Raw genomic sequence first — 15754 nt, forward strand, 5'->3', positions numbered from 1 at the left:
TGATAGTCATACACAGTAAAGTTTGAAAGATAAGGAGTTTTAAAAAATGAATCCATCCGTACCTCAAAAAGAAAGAATCGTATCCTTAGACATTATTCGTGGGCTAGCGTTATTTGGCATTTTGTTCATAAATGTAGCGGCCTACCAGGTAATAATGGAGGGAGGACCGATGCCTGACTATAGTGGAGTTAATGGTATTATCGATACGCTCATAGATATTTTTATTGAGAAGAAATTCTTTTCAATTTTTTCATTCCTCTTTGGTGTAGGCTTTTATATTTTTACTTCACGTGCAGAAGCGCGTGGGGATAAACCAAAATGGCGTTTTGCAAGACGTTTACTAGCTTTATTATTAATTGGCATTGTCCATATATTTGTTTTCTGGGGATCAATTTTAGCTATTTATGCAGTAATAGGTTTTTTACTTATACCTTTTTATCATGCAAAAATTTCAACAATTAGTAAATGGCTATTTACCATTATTACTGTTCATATTCTGTGCATTCTTGGACAAATATTGTTGCCAAATCAAGAAGCCCTTTCAACTGTTTTTGGTTTATTAGGAAATGATGCTATTACTATTTTTATCATGTTTTTAACTGGTTTTTTAGTAGCGAAAGCTGATTGGATTAGTCATGTAAGTGAATACTCAAAACAAATAAAGTGGCTTCAATTCGTTACCTTCCCATTCTTTGTAGGTATCTCACTTTGGATTTGGTTTGCCTCAAAAGGAGATGATCAAAATCTACAATTAATTATTGGTTTAGGTGTAATTCCGACAACATATTTTTATTTAACTTGTCTATTTGTTTTGTTAGAGAATAAGAAAATTGCAAAGCTACTAAAACCAATTGGACGAGTTGGACAAATGGCATTTACAAACTATTTAGCTCAAAGCTTTATTGGCCTAGCTATTATGTCTGCAATGGGGCTTGAAGTTGTTTCGCCTTCTGATGTAGTAATCATTGCAAGCATCACTTTTGTCATTCAAATTATCTTTAGTGTCATCTGGTTCAAATTCTTTAAAATGGGACCATTTGAAAAGCTATGGCGCTTTATGACATACGGAAGAAAAGCAGTACCGAATAAATAATTTGTATAAAACTCCCTGATGGTGAATGAATTCAATCCATCAGGGAGTTTTTAGTGCAATAATAATATGTATGAATTTGTAAAAAATGAAACCTAGAGAAGTAAACATCCGTAAAGAAGGTATCGAGATAAAGGAGAAATATAATATGGCAAAACAAATGAAAAAATATATAGCAGTCACAACTGCGTCATTTATGGCTATGCAATTAGCCGCGTGTGGGAATACAGAAAGTCAAACTGTCGAGGGATCCTCTGCTCCTTCAACGGATACAAATAATGTAACGGAAGAAAACAATTCGGCAGCTACAGCTAGTGATGATTTACAAAGTGTTTATGACAGCGACATGGCAAATGCATGTGATGAATGGAAAGAAAGTGATGATGGCTCCTTCGAATGTTTAGATGAAAATTCGCCTCATTATGCACATCATTTCTTTAATGGACTTATGTATGCAACTACCGGTGCATTGATTGGAAGTGCCATTTATAAAAGCCGCAATCTAAAAAATGGTACAGATCGAGAGGATAAAAGTGGTGGTTCAGGTTCAGCAATGCCACGTTCGACTAATAGTAATACTAGCGAAAGTAAAAATACAAATGGAATCACGACGAACGGCTCTCAAAATTCGTCTGGCGCAACATCTAACAGTTCAAATAACTCAACAACAAATAGCTCTCATTCAAATACAAGCGGTTCCAACTCTTATTCGAGTGGCAAACGTTCATTCTCAAATAGTTCAGATTCATCTTCGAATAGTTCTTATTCAAATCACTCATCAGCCAGTACTGGGAAATCAGGTTTCGGCTCAGGTGGTGCCTCTCGAGGTGGCTCTTCATCTTCTTAAAAGGAGAAATCAATATGGACAATTATTTTCAACAACGCCAAGCATTTTATTCTCAATTTCCTGATTTTTTTCCTGACTTTGAGAACTTAGAGTACGCCTTATATGATGTAATGGATTTACCTAAAGAGAAAATCGATGAAATTAACTATGCATCTACTATACTCTGGAAAGTATTTTTGAAGGTGGGTAAACAATTTAAGCATTTATCGGATGAACAACTTTTAGCACTGGGCATTCGTTCTGAAATGCTGCCCTATATCCAATTGGATTATTTACAGCAACAATCGGTACTGGCACGCTTTGATTTTATTTGTACAGAGGACGGACAAATAAAATGTCTTGAATTAAATGGTGAAACGCCATTTCTTGTCCAAGAAACCTTTGAGATAAATGAAACGCTTTGTCATCATTTCGGATTTGATAGCCCAAATGATGTTTCGGCATTACAGAAAACCTTGTCTAGTGCACTCTTTGCAGCTATGAATTATGTAAATGATTTGAAAAAACCTAAAATCATTATCACAGGGAAAACGGCAGCGGAAGATTATGAGGAATACTGCCAGATACAGTTTTTAAAGAAATGTATACCTTTTGATGTAGAATATGTACCTATAGAAGAGCTAATCATTTTCTCTAGTAATACGGCTAATATAGCTCGAGGACTCTATACGCCTAAAATGGAGAAAATTGATATTTTGTATCGCCCTGCACATCCAGTAGAGTTTTTAATAGATGATGTGTCTTCCGACGGTGAGCGTATTGGTCTACATTTATTAGAACTTGTAAAAGATGGACAGCTTGCTATTATCAATGCACCCGCTGCATATGTACTGCAATCGAAAATTTTATTATGGCTGATTTGGGAAAGAAAAAATGATCCTCTTCTTTTTAATGCAGAAGAGCGAGCGGCCATTCAGAAATATATGTTACCAACATATGTTTCGGAAGAGCCCTTTGTTCAGGAAAATATGCCGTTTGTAAAGAAACCTGTCTATTCACGGGAAGGGAATACTGTAGAAATTTATGCAGGAGATGGTACGAAAACGAATGCCTCTGCGCATACCCATTATGATGATAATTTGTTTATTTATCAGCAATATGTAGAAATGCCTTCAATAACGATAAAGCTTAAAGAAGGATTACAAACAAAGAAATGGTTAATCGGCTCATTTATCGCTGATAATCGTGCATGTGGCTTATCTTGTAGAGTAGGCAATCAAATTACAGAATGGGATTCTCACTGGTTAGCCGTTGGATATAGGGAAGAAAGCTAAATCAAAATCGGCGAAGCTCTATAGAAAGTTTCGCCGATAATTATATCTTTATTCATTCCAGCCTTTGCAAACATCAACCCATTCTTGATATGGAGTATAGGTCTCTAATTCAGAAATAGTAAGTTCAATGGCGGAGTTACTGCTACCACATGCAGGGAATACTGTTGTGAAGCGTTTGAGTGATTCATCTAAATAAATAGCAACCCCCTCATTCACGCCAAAAGGACACACACCACCTACATCATGTCCGATCTTTTCGAGTACTTCATCTTTCCCAAGCATTTTTGCCTTTGAACCAAAGACAGCTTTATATTTTGCATTGTCGACTTTGGCATCACCTGCAGCAACAATTAATATCGCTCCATCGTTTACGAGAAACGATAAGGATTTTGCAATGCGTTCTGGCTCACACCCGAGTGCCTGTGCTGCCAGTTCAACAGTAGCCGAGCTTTCGTTTAGCTCTTGTATTTTATGTTCCGCATTCCATTGCGCTAAATGCTTACGTACTTTTTCAATTGCCATATGTAATACCTCCTTACAATAATACGTTTCATTTTAACATAATTTTCTGAACACATCGCTATTTATCTTTCTGATTAACCTTGGCTATGTCTCAGTAGAAAAAAGCTGAATAATTTGCTATACTAATAGCATAATCAAATATGAAAGTTTTCTAGGGTTCCGTAGCAAATGCTAGTCTGGTCCGAGAGAAAACCACAAAATTGATTTTGTGACACGGAAGGATAAAAGCCTGGGAGATACTGTTTACAGCAGTGTTTCTTAGGCTTTTTTTTATTTGGCTACTGTGGGAAAGGAGTTTTGTTCAGGGGTAGACAGCGTGAAGTGATTGGGTATCCTGAAGAAGTGATCAGTTAGGTCAGAAAATCGCTCAACATCCGTGTTTTTAACAATAAAATGGAGGAATTCGCAATGAACAAACAATGGTTAAGTGTCGTAATTGCTGCTTTTTTTGAAGTTGGCTGGGTTATAGGTTTAAAGCATGCAGGAAGTGTAGTTGAATGGGTTGGTACTGCTATTGCAATTTTTATTAGCTTTTATTTATTAATTAAGGCTGGAGAAAGCTTGCCGGTCGGGACTGTTTATGCAGTATTCGTAGGCTTGGGGACAGCGGGTACTGTGTGTGCGGATAGCTTATTGTTCGGAGAGCCATGGAAATTAGCCAAAATGTTATGTATTGTCGTTTTACTTGCAGGGGTCGTCGGTTTAAAGCTTTTGACCGGGGAGCCTACAGAAAAAGAGGTGAATGAATAATGGCGTGGATTGCATTAGTAGCTGCGGGGCTATGTGAGATGATGGGTGTTTATATGATTAGTAAATATAATGATACTAAGAGTACTAAAAATTTGGTGTTATTGATTTTTGCATTTACCTTGAGCTTTGCTGGCCTTGCATATGCCATGAAAACATTACCGATGGGCACAGCATATGCTATTTGGACAGGAATCGGAGCAGCGGGTGGAGCTTTACTCGGAATGCTGTTTTTCAATGAATCAAAGGACTGGAGACGTGTTGTTTGCATTGTCCTTGTTTTAGGGGCAGCGATTTCTTTGAAATTATTGTCTTAGTTAATGGATTAAATAGTCACCCTGCATCGGTTTAATCGTTGTGGGGTGACTTTTTTTATCCTCACTTAACGACAAAAATTCGCTAATACTTTAAAAAGAAATAATAAACATTTGAATATTATGAGTTATTTGTTAAAATAAGGATAATAAGATAGATATTAATTATTCGATTCTGTTCATAACGGAGAAAGATTTTTATAGAGTAGCCTTAATGTTCTTCAAATAAGATAAGAAAAATCAATAAAAAAGACAGACAACTTTTGGTGAGTTGTCTGTCCATTTTTAAAAATTATTTTTTTACATCCTTCGTCCATTCAGCAACTTTATCTGGATTAGCTTCAACCCAATCTTTAGCAGCTTGTTTTGGGTCTTTGCCATCCATAACTTCAAGCATAACGCTCTCTAAGTCTTCTGAAGTCCAATGGAAGTTATCTAGCACAGAATATACATCTGGTTTATCTTCTTTTAACCCTTTACGTACGAATGTGTTAATTGTTTCTTGTCCACCAAAAATTCCTTTTGGATCTTCTAAATATTTAAGGTCATATTTAGCGAATTTCCAGTGAGGAGACCAGCCAGTCACGATGATGTCTTCTTTATTTTTAATTGCTTTAGCAAGAGAAGTTGTCATAGCACCAGATGAAGATGTTATTAGATTCCAATCTGCTAAGTTATCGTATTCATCTAAAGCATTTTCTGTAGCAGCTGTAATTCCAGCACCAGGCTCGATACCCGTAATTGTGTGATCTGCTTGATTTTTTAAATCTTCAATCGAATTAACGTTCATATAGCTTGGCACTACTAGACCTATTTTTGCACCAGCAAGGTTCTCGCCTAGCTCATCAAGATCATTCTTATATTTTTTGTACTGTTCTCCATGAGTATTTGGTAACCAAGCAGCAACCATACCATCTGCATCACCTTTTGAAACAGCCTCCCACATAATTGCATTATCGAGTGGTGTTAAAGTTACATTGTAACCTAAATCCTCTAGCACCTGCCCAACTACATTAGTGGAAGCAATTTCTGTATCCCATTCAACGTAGGCTAGATTGACGTCTTTTGAGTTACCATCGCTCTTACTTGAATCATCCCCACTACATGCAGCTAGCAAAAAGCCAAGCCCTAAAGCCATTCCTAATTTAGTTAAAGTTTTCAGTTTCATTGAATCTTCCTTTCGTATATTTATAACGTAAATCTTAGCTATGAAAATGAAAAACTAAGACTTTACTAATAAATTCCTTGTTTTTCTATACGGCTTTCTTCTTATTAAAACTTTGCGTTAAGCGGTCTATAATAATGGCGAAAATAACAAGACCTAGACCTGCAACGAAGCCATTTCCGACCTGTGTACGTTGTAGTGCAGTTAATACTTCACGTCCTAGACCAGGTGCACCAATCATTGAAGCAGTTACAACCATTGAAAGTGATAGCATAACAGTTTGGTTAATCCCTGCCATTATAGTTGATTTGGCAAGAGGTATTTCAACTTTAAATAGTTTTTGTCTTGAGGTACTACCATATGAATCCGCAGCTTCTACCAATTCTTTTGGTACTTGGCGAATTCCTAGGTTCGTCATTCGTACAGTAGGTGGTAAGGCAAAAATAACGGATGCAAATACGCCAGGTACTATTCCAATACCAAAGAAGGCAACGGCAGGAATCAAGTACACGAAACCAGGCATTGTTTGCATGAAATCGAGTATCGGCTTAATCACATTTTCAGCTACTGTTGACTTGGACATTAGAATGCCAAGCGGAATACCTAAAATGATGGAGATGATACTTGAAAAGAGCACGAGCGTAGTTGTTTCCATAAGATGTGTCCATAAGCCTTGATTATAGATAAATAACAAACCAATTAATGAAAACGTTGCGAGCCCGAATTTTTTGCCGGTAACGAAAAAGGCAAAAATGACAACAAGTAAAATAAGAATAATCGGGGGAATGCTAACTAATAGATCAGTGACCTGATTCATGAGTAGTTTTCCATTTTTTTGAATCAAGTTAAAAAACAGTGAAAAATTACTCGTCAACCAGTCCATAACTGATTCTACCCACGTTCCTACGGGTATAGCTGGGATATTGTCTAAAAAATTATTCATCTGCTACTACCTCCTCATCGCTAGTTGAAAGTGCTTCGATGACAACGCCCCGGATGAGAACACCAAGTAAGCGCTCATTTTTTACAACTGCAATAGGAGTAGGAGAATTATGAATCATGCCTAAAATATCTTGTAAAAGCATATCTGGTGGAACAGTCAAGATTTCAGATTGAACAATTGAATGTACCGTTTGTTCTTGTCTTTTAGCTGCAGCCCGAGCGTCGTCAGCAGTAATAAAGCCTTTCAAATGTCGATTTTTGTCAACGGCCATTAGTAAGCTAACCGTTTCTTCGCGCATTCGTTTAAGTGCCACGGTCGGTCCATCTACATCTATATTGACATATACAGGTCGAACCATTGCATTTTCAGCTGTTAATACTTTAGAACGATCGACGTCTTCTACGAAGGTTTTAACATAATCATTTGCGGGATTTGTTAAAATTTCTTCTCCAGTACCAATTTGAATGATTGAGCCATCTTTCATAATAGCGATACGATCACCAATACGTAATGCTTCATTCAAATCGTGTGTGATAAATAAAATTGTCTTTTTCACTGTACTTTGTAAATCGAGTAACTCATCTTGCATTTCTTTACGAATTAATGGATCGAGTGCAGAAAAGGCCTCATCCATTAGTAATATTTCAGGGTCGTTTGCTAGTGCACGTGCTAATCCAACACGCTGTTGCATACCACCTGATAATTGATTTGGATATTGGTCCTTATAAGCAAGTAAGCCTGCATTTTCGAGAGCCTGCTCTGCTTTGGCTTGTCGTTCTTCTTTAGAGATGCCTCTAATTTCAAGGCCATATTCAGTATTTTGAAGAAGTGTACGATGGGGGAATAAACCGAAGTTTTGAAAGACCATACTCATTTTATTTCTTCTTACATTTCGTAAACTCTCTTTACCCATTTTAGAAATATTTTCTCCGTCGATAAGAATATTTCCGCTTGTAGGCTCGATAAGCCGATTTAAAAGTCGGATAAGTGTTGACTTCCCACTCCCTGATAGTCCCATAATAACGAAGATTTCACCTTCATTTACTGTAAAACTTGCATCGTATACACCAACAGTTGCCCCTGTTTCTTTTAAGATATCAGTCTTGCTTTTTTGTTGCTTGACGAGTTCTAATGCTTGGGGAATATGTTTCCCGAAAACTTTAGAAACATGCTCCACTTTTATTTTTTCCAATAGAACCATTCCTTTCGTAGATCAATATCGCCTTGGCGTAAATGGCTTGCTTCACTTACGCACAGATAATATGCCACTGTACGTGACATATTAGGCTTAGTTCTTCTAGTACAGTAGGCGTTTGGACACCTACTGAATGAAGATAAATACTATTTGAGGATAATGATACCCAAATATGAACAAGTAACAACTTAACCCTAACAAAGAGTTGTTACTTTTGTCAAATCGACAAAATAGAAAAAATCCGCTTAAACGCTGTTATACCAGCGCTTAAGCGGATTTTAATTTGGATATAAAAAGCTCTGAACTCGAGCGAAACTTTCATCATTACCTATAAAGTAAACGATATCTCCTTCTTCCAATGACACATATGGACCAGGTGATAGTAATAATTCATTTTTACGACGAATTCCGACAATCGTGCTAGATGTATTTTGCCAAAAATTCAATTCCTGAACTGTTTGGTTGATACAAGGGCTTTCAGCTGTCATCTCTAATTGATATGGGATAAATGGATTGACGGATCGGAAATGTTCAGTTCGACTAATAAGTTGTTTAGTCTTATCCTGTAGATTTATTAATTCTTGGTGTTGCTTCTGAATGCTAGTCATAAGCTCATGCTGTAGTTCATGGACAGATTGAACATCCTGGAATTGTCGGACAAAAGATGCAGCCTTTTCATAGGAGATGATAATAACTCCACTACCTTTAGTTGCCTCCACAATTTCCAAGTCTTGCAAAACGGCAATTGCTCTTCTGGCAGTTTCCGAAGAGACATTGTATTGGCTAGCTAGAGACGATCTTGCGTAAATTTTATCGCCAATTCTATATTTTCTTTCCACGATTTTTGAGGCTAGGTCGACAGCTATTTGTTGGTATTTTGGCTGCTTCACCTGAACATTTTTTTCAAATTGCATTCTTAACTTCCTTTCGTCATTACAGTTGCCACAGCTTATTATAGACTAGCCTGCACAGAAAAAATAGCACCTCCATAAGCTATTAGTATATGATTACAACGTAATGTAGCAGTTTTTGTTTCTAATTAATTATTTTTAATAGAATAGGAGCTGTAGTTTGACAGTTTTTAGTTATTATTATAAACTAAGTTACGTAATGTAAGTGTTGTGAAAATACAAGTGCTCAGTTAGTATATGAAGCTAACTGTTTAACAATAGAAGGTTGGAGAAAATATGACAATTACTACTAAAGTTTTGGACATAGTGAAAGATAAAATGACGATCGTGAAACAATCTGAATCTGAAAGTATTTGCCTAGTTGGTCCAGTGAAATTACCGGTAAAACAGGGTGAATTTTCTGCGACATTTCAGTGGTATAACTGGTTAAAAGTAGGGACGAATCAATCAAAAGAAGAAATCATTGATGGATTAGCATCTGCAAATTTAGCTTTTTTACAGCAGTCATCAGTGCTTATTTATGGAGATTTTGCACATGCAGAGAATGCTTTAATTCGTATGCATAGCATTTGTCATACAGGTGATATTTTTGGAAGCCAGCGTTGTGATTGTGGCTATCAATTACAGGAATCGATGAAAATGATTGTGGAGCATGGCTGTGGTGCTATTTTCTATTTAGCAGATCATGAAGGTCGTGGTATCGGGCTATTCTCGAAATCGCTCGCTTATTTATTACAAGAAGAGGGGTTAGATACTGTTGAAGCAAACCATGCTCTTGGCTTCCCGGACGATACCCGCTCTTATGAAGATGCCATTACTGTGTTAGCTGCACTGCGCTCAAAGCCAGTTACACTGATTACCAATAATCCGAAGAAGCTTGCCGCGTTACAGGCGCATGGTTTAGCAGCAGAAGGACATGTCCCATTATGGGGAGGATTAACGGAAACAAATCGTTTTTATTTAGATACGAAAGTAGAGAAATCTGGACATTTGCGCGAAGAGAAGTGAATGGAGGAACGATGATGACAACAGATGAAAAATATATGCAGCTAGCACTTGATTTAGCTGCTAGTGCAAAAGGAAATACGAATCCCAATCCATTAGTAGGCGCTGTAATCGTCAAGGATGGTGTAATTGTTGGAACAGGTTTACACAGAAAAGCAGGTGAGCCACATGCAGAGGTGCATGCATTCCGTATGGCTGGAGAACATGCTAAAGGTGCTACACTTTATGTAACTCTTGAGCCATGCTCGCATTATGGAAAAACACCTCCTTGTGCAAATTTAGTGAAGGAATCTGCAGTTAGTCGTGTTGTTGTGGCGATGCAAGATCCTAATCCGGCTGTTGCTGGACGTGGTATTCAACTGTTACGAGATGCGGGCATTGAGGTAGAGGTAGGTGTTTTAGAAGCACAAGCTCGCCGTATAAATGAACGTTTTATTCATAATATGCTAACAAAACGACCATTTATTATTTCGAAATATGCGATGACTTTAGACGGAAAAATAGCTGCTCATACGGGACATTCCAAGTGGGTAACTGGTGAGGCAGCGCGTGAGGATGTTCATCGTATTCGTCATGAAGTGGATGGTATTTTAGTTGGGGTTGGGACTGTTTTAGCTGACAATCCATCCTTAACGACAAGATTAAAAGAAGATTATGGGAAAAATCCAGTACGCATTATTATGGATAGCTCACTTCGTACACCGGTGCATGCTAATGTCCTAAATGTAGAAGAAGCGAAAACAATTATTGTATGTAGTGAAAATGCCAATCCAGAAAAAATAACAGCATTTGAGGAAAAAGGCGTAACTGTATTGCCAGTTCGACATGAATCTGAGGGGCTTGTTGTTGATGATATGCTTGAAAAACTATATCAATATGGCATTACGGATATTTTAGTAGAGGGTGGAAGTACGATAAACGCTTCATTTTTACAGCAAGGTGCTATTAACAAATATGTAATCTACATAGCGCCAAAGATTCTCGGTGGTCGTTTATCTTTAACACCGATTGCTGGTCACAACCCAACTTCTATGGATGAAGCGTGGGATGTAGAATTTGCTTCGTTTGAGCAGGTTGGGCAAGATTTACGTATCATTGCTTATCCCAAGATAGGTGAGGAAAAGTGAATTATCAAGCAGATGTTTGTATTGTAGGGGCTGGGCCAGGTGGAGCACTTCTTTCGCACTTACTAGCGAAAAAAGGTCTTTCTGTAATCCTACTGGAAAAAAACGCAGCACTGGGGCAGGCATTTCGCGGTGAGCATTTAAATGAAGAGGGTGAGGCAGTTTTAAAAAGTCATCAACTTTTTGAAGCGGTCGAGGCACTCGGTTTATTACGTATGAGAAAGCTTGAATATTACACAGAAGGTAGAGTATTTAAAACTATTTTTCCTGATGAAGCTGTAGGACATTTAGGTATTCATGTGCCGCAAGCAAATCTATTAAAGGGAATTTTACAAGAAACACAGCATTTTCCGCACTTTTCGTGTTTCCTAAATACGAAGGTGACGAAGCTCATAGTTGATTCTTTTGGCAGATATATAGGCGTCATTGCAACAAAAAATGGGGAAACAATAGAAATAAATAGCCGGTTAATTATCGGTGCTGACGGTCGTTACTCTACGATTCGTAAGCAAGCGCACATTGAAAGTCAAAAGCATAAGCATGGTTTTGATTTATTATGGGCAAAAATTCCTGCACCTCACGGGTGGGAGCCGTCGATTAAAATGGCTTTAATAGGTGATAAGCAGCTATCATTGTTTACGCAGGTAGGTGGGTTTATTCAAATCGGCTGGAATATTGAACAAGGAAGTTTTCCTCAGCTTAGAAAAAATGCATTTACACCATTTATCCAACAGCTTTCAGAGCAATTTCCGGAACTATCCGATACTGTTAAGGAACATATCCGATCTTGGCAAGATTTTGTATTGCTCGACGTATTCAGTAGTCATTGTGATTGCTGGGGGACAAAGGGGCTTGTGCTATTAGGGGATGCTGTTCACACGATGACACCAACTGGGGCATTTGGTCTCAATAGTGCACTCAAGGATGCAGATTGTCTTGCATCACTATTAAATAAAGATATGCTTGTTCATTTTAACGTACAAGAGTTTCAACAAATGCGCAAGCAAGCTATTGAGGAAGTATTAGCGACACAAATTGAAAAAGAGCAAACATTTGCGACTAACTTCATCAACAAGGCTTCGTGAAGGGAAGAAAAACAAGATGAAATTTGGCTTTGATATAGATGACACACTCATCGATTTACGAGCACATGCCTTTGGGCTCTATAATAAAAACCTTAGTAAAAATGTTGCACTAGAAACATTTCAAGCTTTGCAAAGAGTTGAAATTCACGAACCTTTTGGATTAACAGATGCTGAAGGATCGGCAATGTGGAATAGTTCATTAGAGGAAATTTATTTTACGGATTGTCCTTCTTTTGAGGGAGCACTCGAGATGCTTCAAGCTTTGGCACAGCAAGGACATGACATTTATTATATTACTTCGCGTCCAAAACAGTATTGTGAGCAAACACAAGCTTGGATGAAGGCACAAGGTTTTCCAATCACAGAAGGTCATTTTTTCTGCGGAATGCAGGATACAGAAAAAGTGGCGATCATCAAAGAGCTAGCTTTAGATGTTTATGTGGATGATAAACCAGCTGTATTAGAAACACTGCAAGATGTGCAGACAAAAGTAATTTTAAAAAATCAATCCTATAATCAACATGTTGAACTGCCACGCTTAAATCATTGGCAGGACTTCTTAGAAATAGTAAATAATTAAAGTAATAAACCCGAATAGAGGGCACTTAAAAAGTGAACCTATTCGGGTTTATTCTTTGTTTCTATCAATACAATTGCTTTTCGATTTCTAATGCAACGCTTTGAATAGCTTCAATTAATAAAGTTTCATCATAGTCACTATAGCGTACTTCTGGTATAACGAGTGACACGGATGCAATGATTTGGTTGGAAGCGTTTAAAATCGGTGCAGATAAAGAACATGCTCCACGTACACGCTCACTATTGCTTCTCGCAAAGCGCTGACTACGAATCTGCTGTAAATCATCCCACAGCTGCTCTTTTGAAAGTATTGTCTGATCAGTGATACGTTCAAGACTAATATTCTCTACATATTCTTCAACATCTGGCATAAATGCGAGTAATATTTTAGATGATGCACCTGCATAAAGGGGAGAGGTGTCACCTACAAACATTTTCGTTGAAAGCGGGTATGTTGAATCATAGTTTAAAATACATCGTCTTTCCAATCCGTCAATAATATTCATGGAAACACTTTCGCCTATTTCTTCGTTTAGCTTTTTTAAAATAGGGTCTGCGACAATAATAAGACTGGATTCTTCTTTTACTAAATTTCCTAAATAAAGAAGTGAATGACCTAATTGATAGCGCTTAGTACGCTCATCTTTGTGAAGAAAGCCTTCGTACACAAAGGTAGAAACGAAGCGTTGTAAACTGGAAATGCTTATCCCTGTTTTTTTACTTAACTCAGTTAGGGAAAGGCTAGGTTCATCTTTTGAAAAAGCTTTTAACACTTTAATAGCTTTGTGCAGTGATGACATTGTATAGTTTTTTTCGAAAATCTCTTGATTCATCCCGTCACCTACGTAATAAAATTCTCTTCGACATATGCCGGAGGATTTACCTATATTAATACATTTTACCTCTATTATAGCGCAATTTTATTTTTGTAGAGAGGACTTTTGGAATTCGTTCGTATGTTCTCCAAGTATCGGTGGTGCTAATTTAGATTGAATAGGTAAATCAGAGAACTTTATCGGGCTTTTGATGAACTTGATCGTACCATACTGTTCGTGCTCTATTTCACCAATCATGTCGCGTGCAATAAATTGGGGTTGTTCTAGTGCTTCAGCGATGGTGTTCACACGTCCACCTGGAATTTTGTATTGTTGTAATTTGGTAATCCATTCATCCCGTGTTTTTGTCATTGTAATGTTAGTAATCATCTGAACTAGCTCCGCTTCATGTTGCTTGCGCATCGTATTTGTTAAAAAACGCGGATCATTAGCCCATTCTTCACGTTGCAACAGCGTGCAAAACTTTTTAAATTGCCCATCTGTACCGACGCAAATCATTAAGGGGCCATCCTCACAGTGAAATACTTGATATGGCGCAACATTATTATGACGATTCCCTAGACGTTCTGAGATAAAGCCTGTATTTAAATAGGCGCTTGCTACATTTGCTAAACTACTCATCTGAACGTCTAATAATGCTAAGTCGATAAATTGCCCTGTATTTGTTTGGTCACGCATTCGTAAAGCGGTTAAAATACTAATGACTACATAATTAGAGGTTAAAATATCTGCAATAGGGACACCAACTTTTGTCGCTTCTCCTTCAGCTGAGCCAGTAACATGCATTAAACCACTCATCGCTTGAATAACTGGATCGAAGCCTGGTTCATGCGCTAGAGGACCTGTTTGACCGAATCCTGTTACCGCGCAATATATGATTCTAGGATTCACTTTTCTTAATTCCTCATAGCTTAGTCCCATTCGTTCCATGTCACCCGTCTTAAAATTTTCGAGTATGACATCAGCGTCTTTGACAAGTTCTTTAAATTTTTCTCTGTCTTCTAGTGTCTTTAAATCTAATGTAATCGATTTTTTATTGCGATTGGCACATAAATAATACGTACTTTGACCATTTAGAAATGGCCCCCAATCACGCATACTATCAGAGCCATTTGGATGTTCTATGCGAATTACTTCTGCTCCTAAATCGGCCAACATCATGGAGCCAGCAGGGGCAGCATAGACGCGAGATAAATCCAACACTCGAATATTTTCAAGAGGTTGCATTATTCGTCCTCCTAACACTTCATTTATAAACTGGCTTCCGTTTTTCTACTACTGCGTTTACACCCTCTTTAAAATCATCTAGCTCTGTGACAATCGCCATTTGTGAAGAAATGTAATCAAGGGCAGTACGCAAATCCATCCGTTGACTTTGATAAACAGCACGCTTTATGAATTGTAATGTCGTAGTTGGACGACTTGCTAATTCCTTAGCATAATTCAATGTGTATTCATCAAGCTCTTGGTCTTCGACAACAAATGTCACAACACCTTTGTCTTTCGCTTCATCAGCAGTTAATACACGAGCTGTCCAGAACATGTCTAATGCTTGGTCGATGCCGATTAATTTTGGTAAATAATAAGCGCCACCGTCGCCCGGCACGATCGCAACGTTAATATAGCTTTCTGAGATCTTTGTAGATTTTGCAGCAATCCGAATATCGCACATTAAGGCCATATCAAGTCCTGCACCCATCGCAAACCCATGTACCTGTGCAATAACGGGCTTATCAATTTCTTCAAGGAGAAGGGGGATACGCTGAATCTTTTTCCAAAGCGAATTTTTGCGTGCTAAACCTGTTGAAGAGATATCGTCCTCGCTTTGGAAAAATCCTTCACCGGCTTGCATCGCTTTAATATCCCCACCAGCGCAAAATGATTTTCCATTCCCTTTTACGATAACGACACGAATATCCTCTGAATCACGGACATTTTCAAGAGCTTCAATCCATTTAGAGATCATCTCTTCACTAAAAGCATTGTACGCTTCAGGTCTATTTAATGTAATTGTGGCAACATGGTCTTGCACCTCAAAAAGTAAATCAGTCATTGATAACACTCCTTATCATGTCATTAGTTTTTTAAAATTCATTACAACCTTGTATAATTAACGT

Annotated in this window: 17 protein-coding genes and 1 riboswitch; of the genes, 9 read left to right on the plus strand and 8 right to left on the minus strand. The window is 37.8% G+C overall.

From position 1 onward, the window contains the following. Positions 1-46: 46 nt before the first annotated feature. The 3 genes from B1B04_RS07265 (at position 47) to B1B04_RS07275 (ending at position 3211) form a co-directional block, all read left to right on the plus strand. Positions 47-1093: a DUF418 domain-containing protein gene (locus tag B1B04_RS07265; RefSeq protein WP_079560787.1), complete on the plus strand. Its 1047-nt coding sequence runs from the start codon at positions 47-49 to the stop codon at positions 1091-1093. 145 nt (positions 1094-1238) lie between these two features. Next, positions 1239-1937, plus strand: coding sequence for a hypothetical protein (locus B1B04_RS07270; RefSeq protein WP_079560790.1), 699 nt, complete (start codon positions 1239-1241; stop codon positions 1935-1937). 14 nt (positions 1938-1951) lie between these two features. Further along, positions 1952-3211, plus strand: coding sequence for a glutathionylspermidine synthase family protein (locus B1B04_RS07275; protein ID WP_079560792.1), 1260 nt, complete (start codon positions 1952-1954; stop codon positions 3209-3211). Between the two features lie 48 nt (positions 3212-3259). Here B1B04_RS07275 and B1B04_RS07280 read toward each other — a convergent pair whose 3' ends face one another. Next, entirely contained in the window at positions 3260-3733 is a 474-nt protein-coding gene (locus B1B04_RS07280; RefSeq protein ID WP_079560794.1) for a YbaK/EbsC family protein, read from the minus strand. A gap of 140 nt (positions 3734-3873) precedes the next feature. Next, positions 3874-3971: riboswitch (guanidine-I (ykkC/yxkD leader) on the plus strand. A 170-nt stretch (positions 3972-4141) separates the two neighbouring features. Here B1B04_RS07280 and B1B04_RS07285 point away from each other — a divergent pair. Both B1B04_RS07285 and B1B04_RS07290 read left to right on the plus strand, forming a co-directional pair. Further along, on the plus strand, positions 4142-4483 hold the full coding sequence (locus B1B04_RS07285) for a DMT family transporter (protein WP_079560796.1): 342 nt from the start codon (positions 4142-4144) through the stop codon (positions 4481-4483). Beyond that, positions 4483-4797 carry a DMT family transporter gene (locus B1B04_RS07290; RefSeq protein WP_079560799.1) on the plus strand — a complete coding sequence of 105 codons (315 nt, stop codon included), beginning with the start codon at positions 4483-4485 and terminating at the stop codon, positions 4795-4797. Before B1B04_RS07285 ends, B1B04_RS07290 begins: the two co-directional genes overlap by 1 nt. 289 nt (positions 4798-5086) lie before the next feature. On the opposite strand, the gene B1B04_RS07295 is transcribed toward B1B04_RS07290, so the two are convergent. The 4 genes from B1B04_RS07295 to B1B04_RS07310 form a co-directional block, all read right to left on the minus strand. Continuing rightward, the gene (locus tag B1B04_RS07295) at positions 5087-5962 is read right to left on the minus strand and encodes a glycine betaine ABC transporter substrate-binding protein (protein ID WP_079560802.1); all 876 of its coding nucleotides are present in this window, start codon (positions 5960-5962) and stop codon (positions 5087-5089) included. 85 nt (positions 5963-6047) lie between these two features. Next, a complete protein-coding gene (locus tag B1B04_RS07300) occupies positions 6048-6902 on the minus strand; it encodes an ABC transporter permease (protein WP_079560803.1) in 855 nt (284 codons plus the stop codon). Further along, positions 6895-8094 (minus strand): quaternary amine ABC transporter ATP-binding protein, encoded by a 1200-nt coding sequence (locus tag B1B04_RS07305; protein ID WP_079560804.1) that lies wholly within the window; start codon positions 8092-8094, stop codon positions 6895-6897. Before B1B04_RS07305 ends, B1B04_RS07300 begins: the two co-directional genes overlap by 8 nt. 281 nt (positions 8095-8375) lie before the next feature. After that, positions 8376-9011, minus strand: coding sequence for a GntR family transcriptional regulator (locus tag B1B04_RS07310; RefSeq protein ID WP_079560805.1), 636 nt, complete (start codon positions 9009-9011; stop codon positions 8376-8378). 273 nt (positions 9012-9284) lie between these two features. Here B1B04_RS07310 and B1B04_RS07315 point away from each other — a divergent pair, with 273 nt between their 5' ends. Genes B1B04_RS07315 through B1B04_RS07330 form a run of 4 tightly spaced genes read left to right on the plus strand, consistent with a single transcriptional unit; the run spans position 9285 to position 12802 of the window. Then, positions 9285-10016 (plus strand): GTP cyclohydrolase II, encoded by a 732-nt coding sequence (locus B1B04_RS07315; protein WP_079560806.1) that lies wholly within the window; start codon positions 9285-9287, stop codon positions 10014-10016. Positions 10017-10027: 11 nt separating this feature from the next. Further along, positions 10028-11140 (plus strand): bifunctional diaminohydroxyphosphoribosylaminopyrimidine deaminase/5-amino-6-(5-phosphoribosylamino)uracil reductase RibD, encoded by a 1113-nt coding sequence (ribD, locus tag B1B04_RS07320; protein WP_079560807.1) that lies wholly within the window; start codon positions 10028-10030, stop codon positions 11138-11140. Next, entirely contained in the window at positions 11137-12222 is a 1086-nt protein-coding gene (locus tag B1B04_RS07325; RefSeq protein ID WP_079560808.1) for an FAD-dependent monooxygenase, read from the plus strand. The genes ribD and B1B04_RS07325 overlap by 4 nt, the downstream gene beginning before the upstream one ends. 16 nt (positions 12223-12238) lie before the next feature. Beyond that, a complete protein-coding gene (locus B1B04_RS07330; protein ID WP_079560809.1) occupies positions 12239-12802 on the plus strand; it encodes a 5' nucleotidase, NT5C type in 564 nt (187 codons plus the stop codon). A gap of 64 nt (positions 12803-12866) precedes the next feature. Here the strand turns inward: B1B04_RS07330 and B1B04_RS07335 are convergent, their stop codons facing one another. The 3 genes from B1B04_RS07335 to B1B04_RS07345 form a co-directional block, all read right to left on the minus strand. Next, positions 12867-13634, minus strand: coding sequence for an IclR family transcriptional regulator (locus tag B1B04_RS07335; RefSeq protein WP_079560810.1), 768 nt, complete (start codon positions 13632-13634; stop codon positions 12867-12869). An 87-nt stretch (positions 13635-13721) separates the two neighbouring features. Further along, on the minus strand, positions 13722-14864 hold the full coding sequence (locus tag B1B04_RS07340) for a CaiB/BaiF CoA transferase family protein (protein ID WP_079560811.1): 1143 nt from the start codon (positions 14862-14864) through the stop codon (positions 13722-13724). Positions 14865-14883: 19 nt separating this feature from the next. Then, positions 14884-15690, minus strand: a complete 807-nt coding sequence (locus B1B04_RS07345; RefSeq protein ID WP_079560812.1) for an enoyl-CoA hydratase/isomerase family protein — start codon at positions 15688-15690, stop codon at positions 14884-14886. Positions 15691-15754 lie beyond the last annotated feature (64 nt).

Origin of the sequence: Lysinibacillus sp. KCTC 33748 (assembly GCF_002237755.1) — a bacterium.
In the GTDB taxonomy this organism is placed as follows: domain Bacteria; phylum Bacillota; class Bacilli; order Bacillales_A; family Planococcaceae; genus Lysinibacillus.

What these genes read in the sequence shown, in the direction of transcription:
- B1B04_RS07345 (WP_079560812.1), bottom strand. Translation starts at nt 15,690, where the DNA reads ATGACTGATTTACTTTTTGAGGTGCAAGACCATGTTGCCACAATTACA.
- B1B04_RS07315 (WP_079560806.1), top strand. Translation starts at nt 9,285, where the DNA reads ATGACAATTACTACTAAAGTTTTGGACATAGTGAAAGATAAAATGACG.
- B1B04_RS07280 (WP_079560794.1), bottom strand. Translation starts at nt 3,733, where the DNA reads ATGGCAATTGAAAAAGTACGTAAGCATTTAGCGCAATGGAATGCGGAA.
- B1B04_RS07270 (WP_079560790.1), top strand. Translation starts at nt 1,239, where the DNA reads ATGGCAAAACAAATGAAAAAATATATAGCAGTCACAACTGCGTCATTT.
- B1B04_RS07300 (WP_079560803.1), bottom strand. Translation starts at nt 6,902, where the DNA reads ATGAATAATTTTTTAGACAATATCCCAGCTATACCCGTAGGAACGTGG.
- B1B04_RS07295 (WP_079560802.1), bottom strand. Translation starts at nt 5,962, where the DNA reads ATGAAACTGAAAACTTTAACTAAATTAGGAATGGCTTTAGGGCTTGGC.
- ribD (WP_079560807.1), top strand. Translation starts at nt 10,028, where the DNA reads ATGATGACAACAGATGAAAAATATATGCAGCTAGCACTTGATTTAGCT.
- B1B04_RS07275 (WP_079560792.1), top strand. Translation starts at nt 1,952, where the DNA reads ATGGACAATTATTTTCAACAACGCCAAGCATTTTATTCTCAATTTCCT.
- B1B04_RS07330 (WP_079560809.1), top strand. Translation starts at nt 12,239, where the DNA reads ATGAAATTTGGCTTTGATATAGATGACACACTCATCGATTTACGAGCA.
- B1B04_RS07265 (WP_079560787.1), top strand. Translation starts at nt 47, where the DNA reads ATGAATCCATCCGTACCTCAAAAAGAAAGAATCGTATCCTTAGACATT.
- B1B04_RS07310 (WP_079560805.1), bottom strand. Translation starts at nt 9,011, where the DNA reads ATGCAATTTGAAAAAAATGTTCAGGTGAAGCAGCCAAAATACCAACAA.
- B1B04_RS07285 (WP_079560796.1), top strand. Translation starts at nt 4,142, where the DNA reads ATGAACAAACAATGGTTAAGTGTCGTAATTGCTGCTTTTTTTGAAGTT.
- B1B04_RS07335 (WP_079560810.1), bottom strand. Translation starts at nt 13,634, where the DNA reads ATGAATCAAGAGATTTTCGAAAAAAACTATACAATGTCATCACTGCAC.
- B1B04_RS07340 (WP_079560811.1), bottom strand. Translation starts at nt 14,864, where the DNA reads ATGCAACCTCTTGAAAATATTCGAGTGTTGGATTTATCTCGCGTCTAT.
- B1B04_RS07290 (WP_079560799.1), top strand. Translation starts at nt 4,483, where the DNA reads ATGGCGTGGATTGCATTAGTAGCTGCGGGGCTATGTGAGATGATGGGT.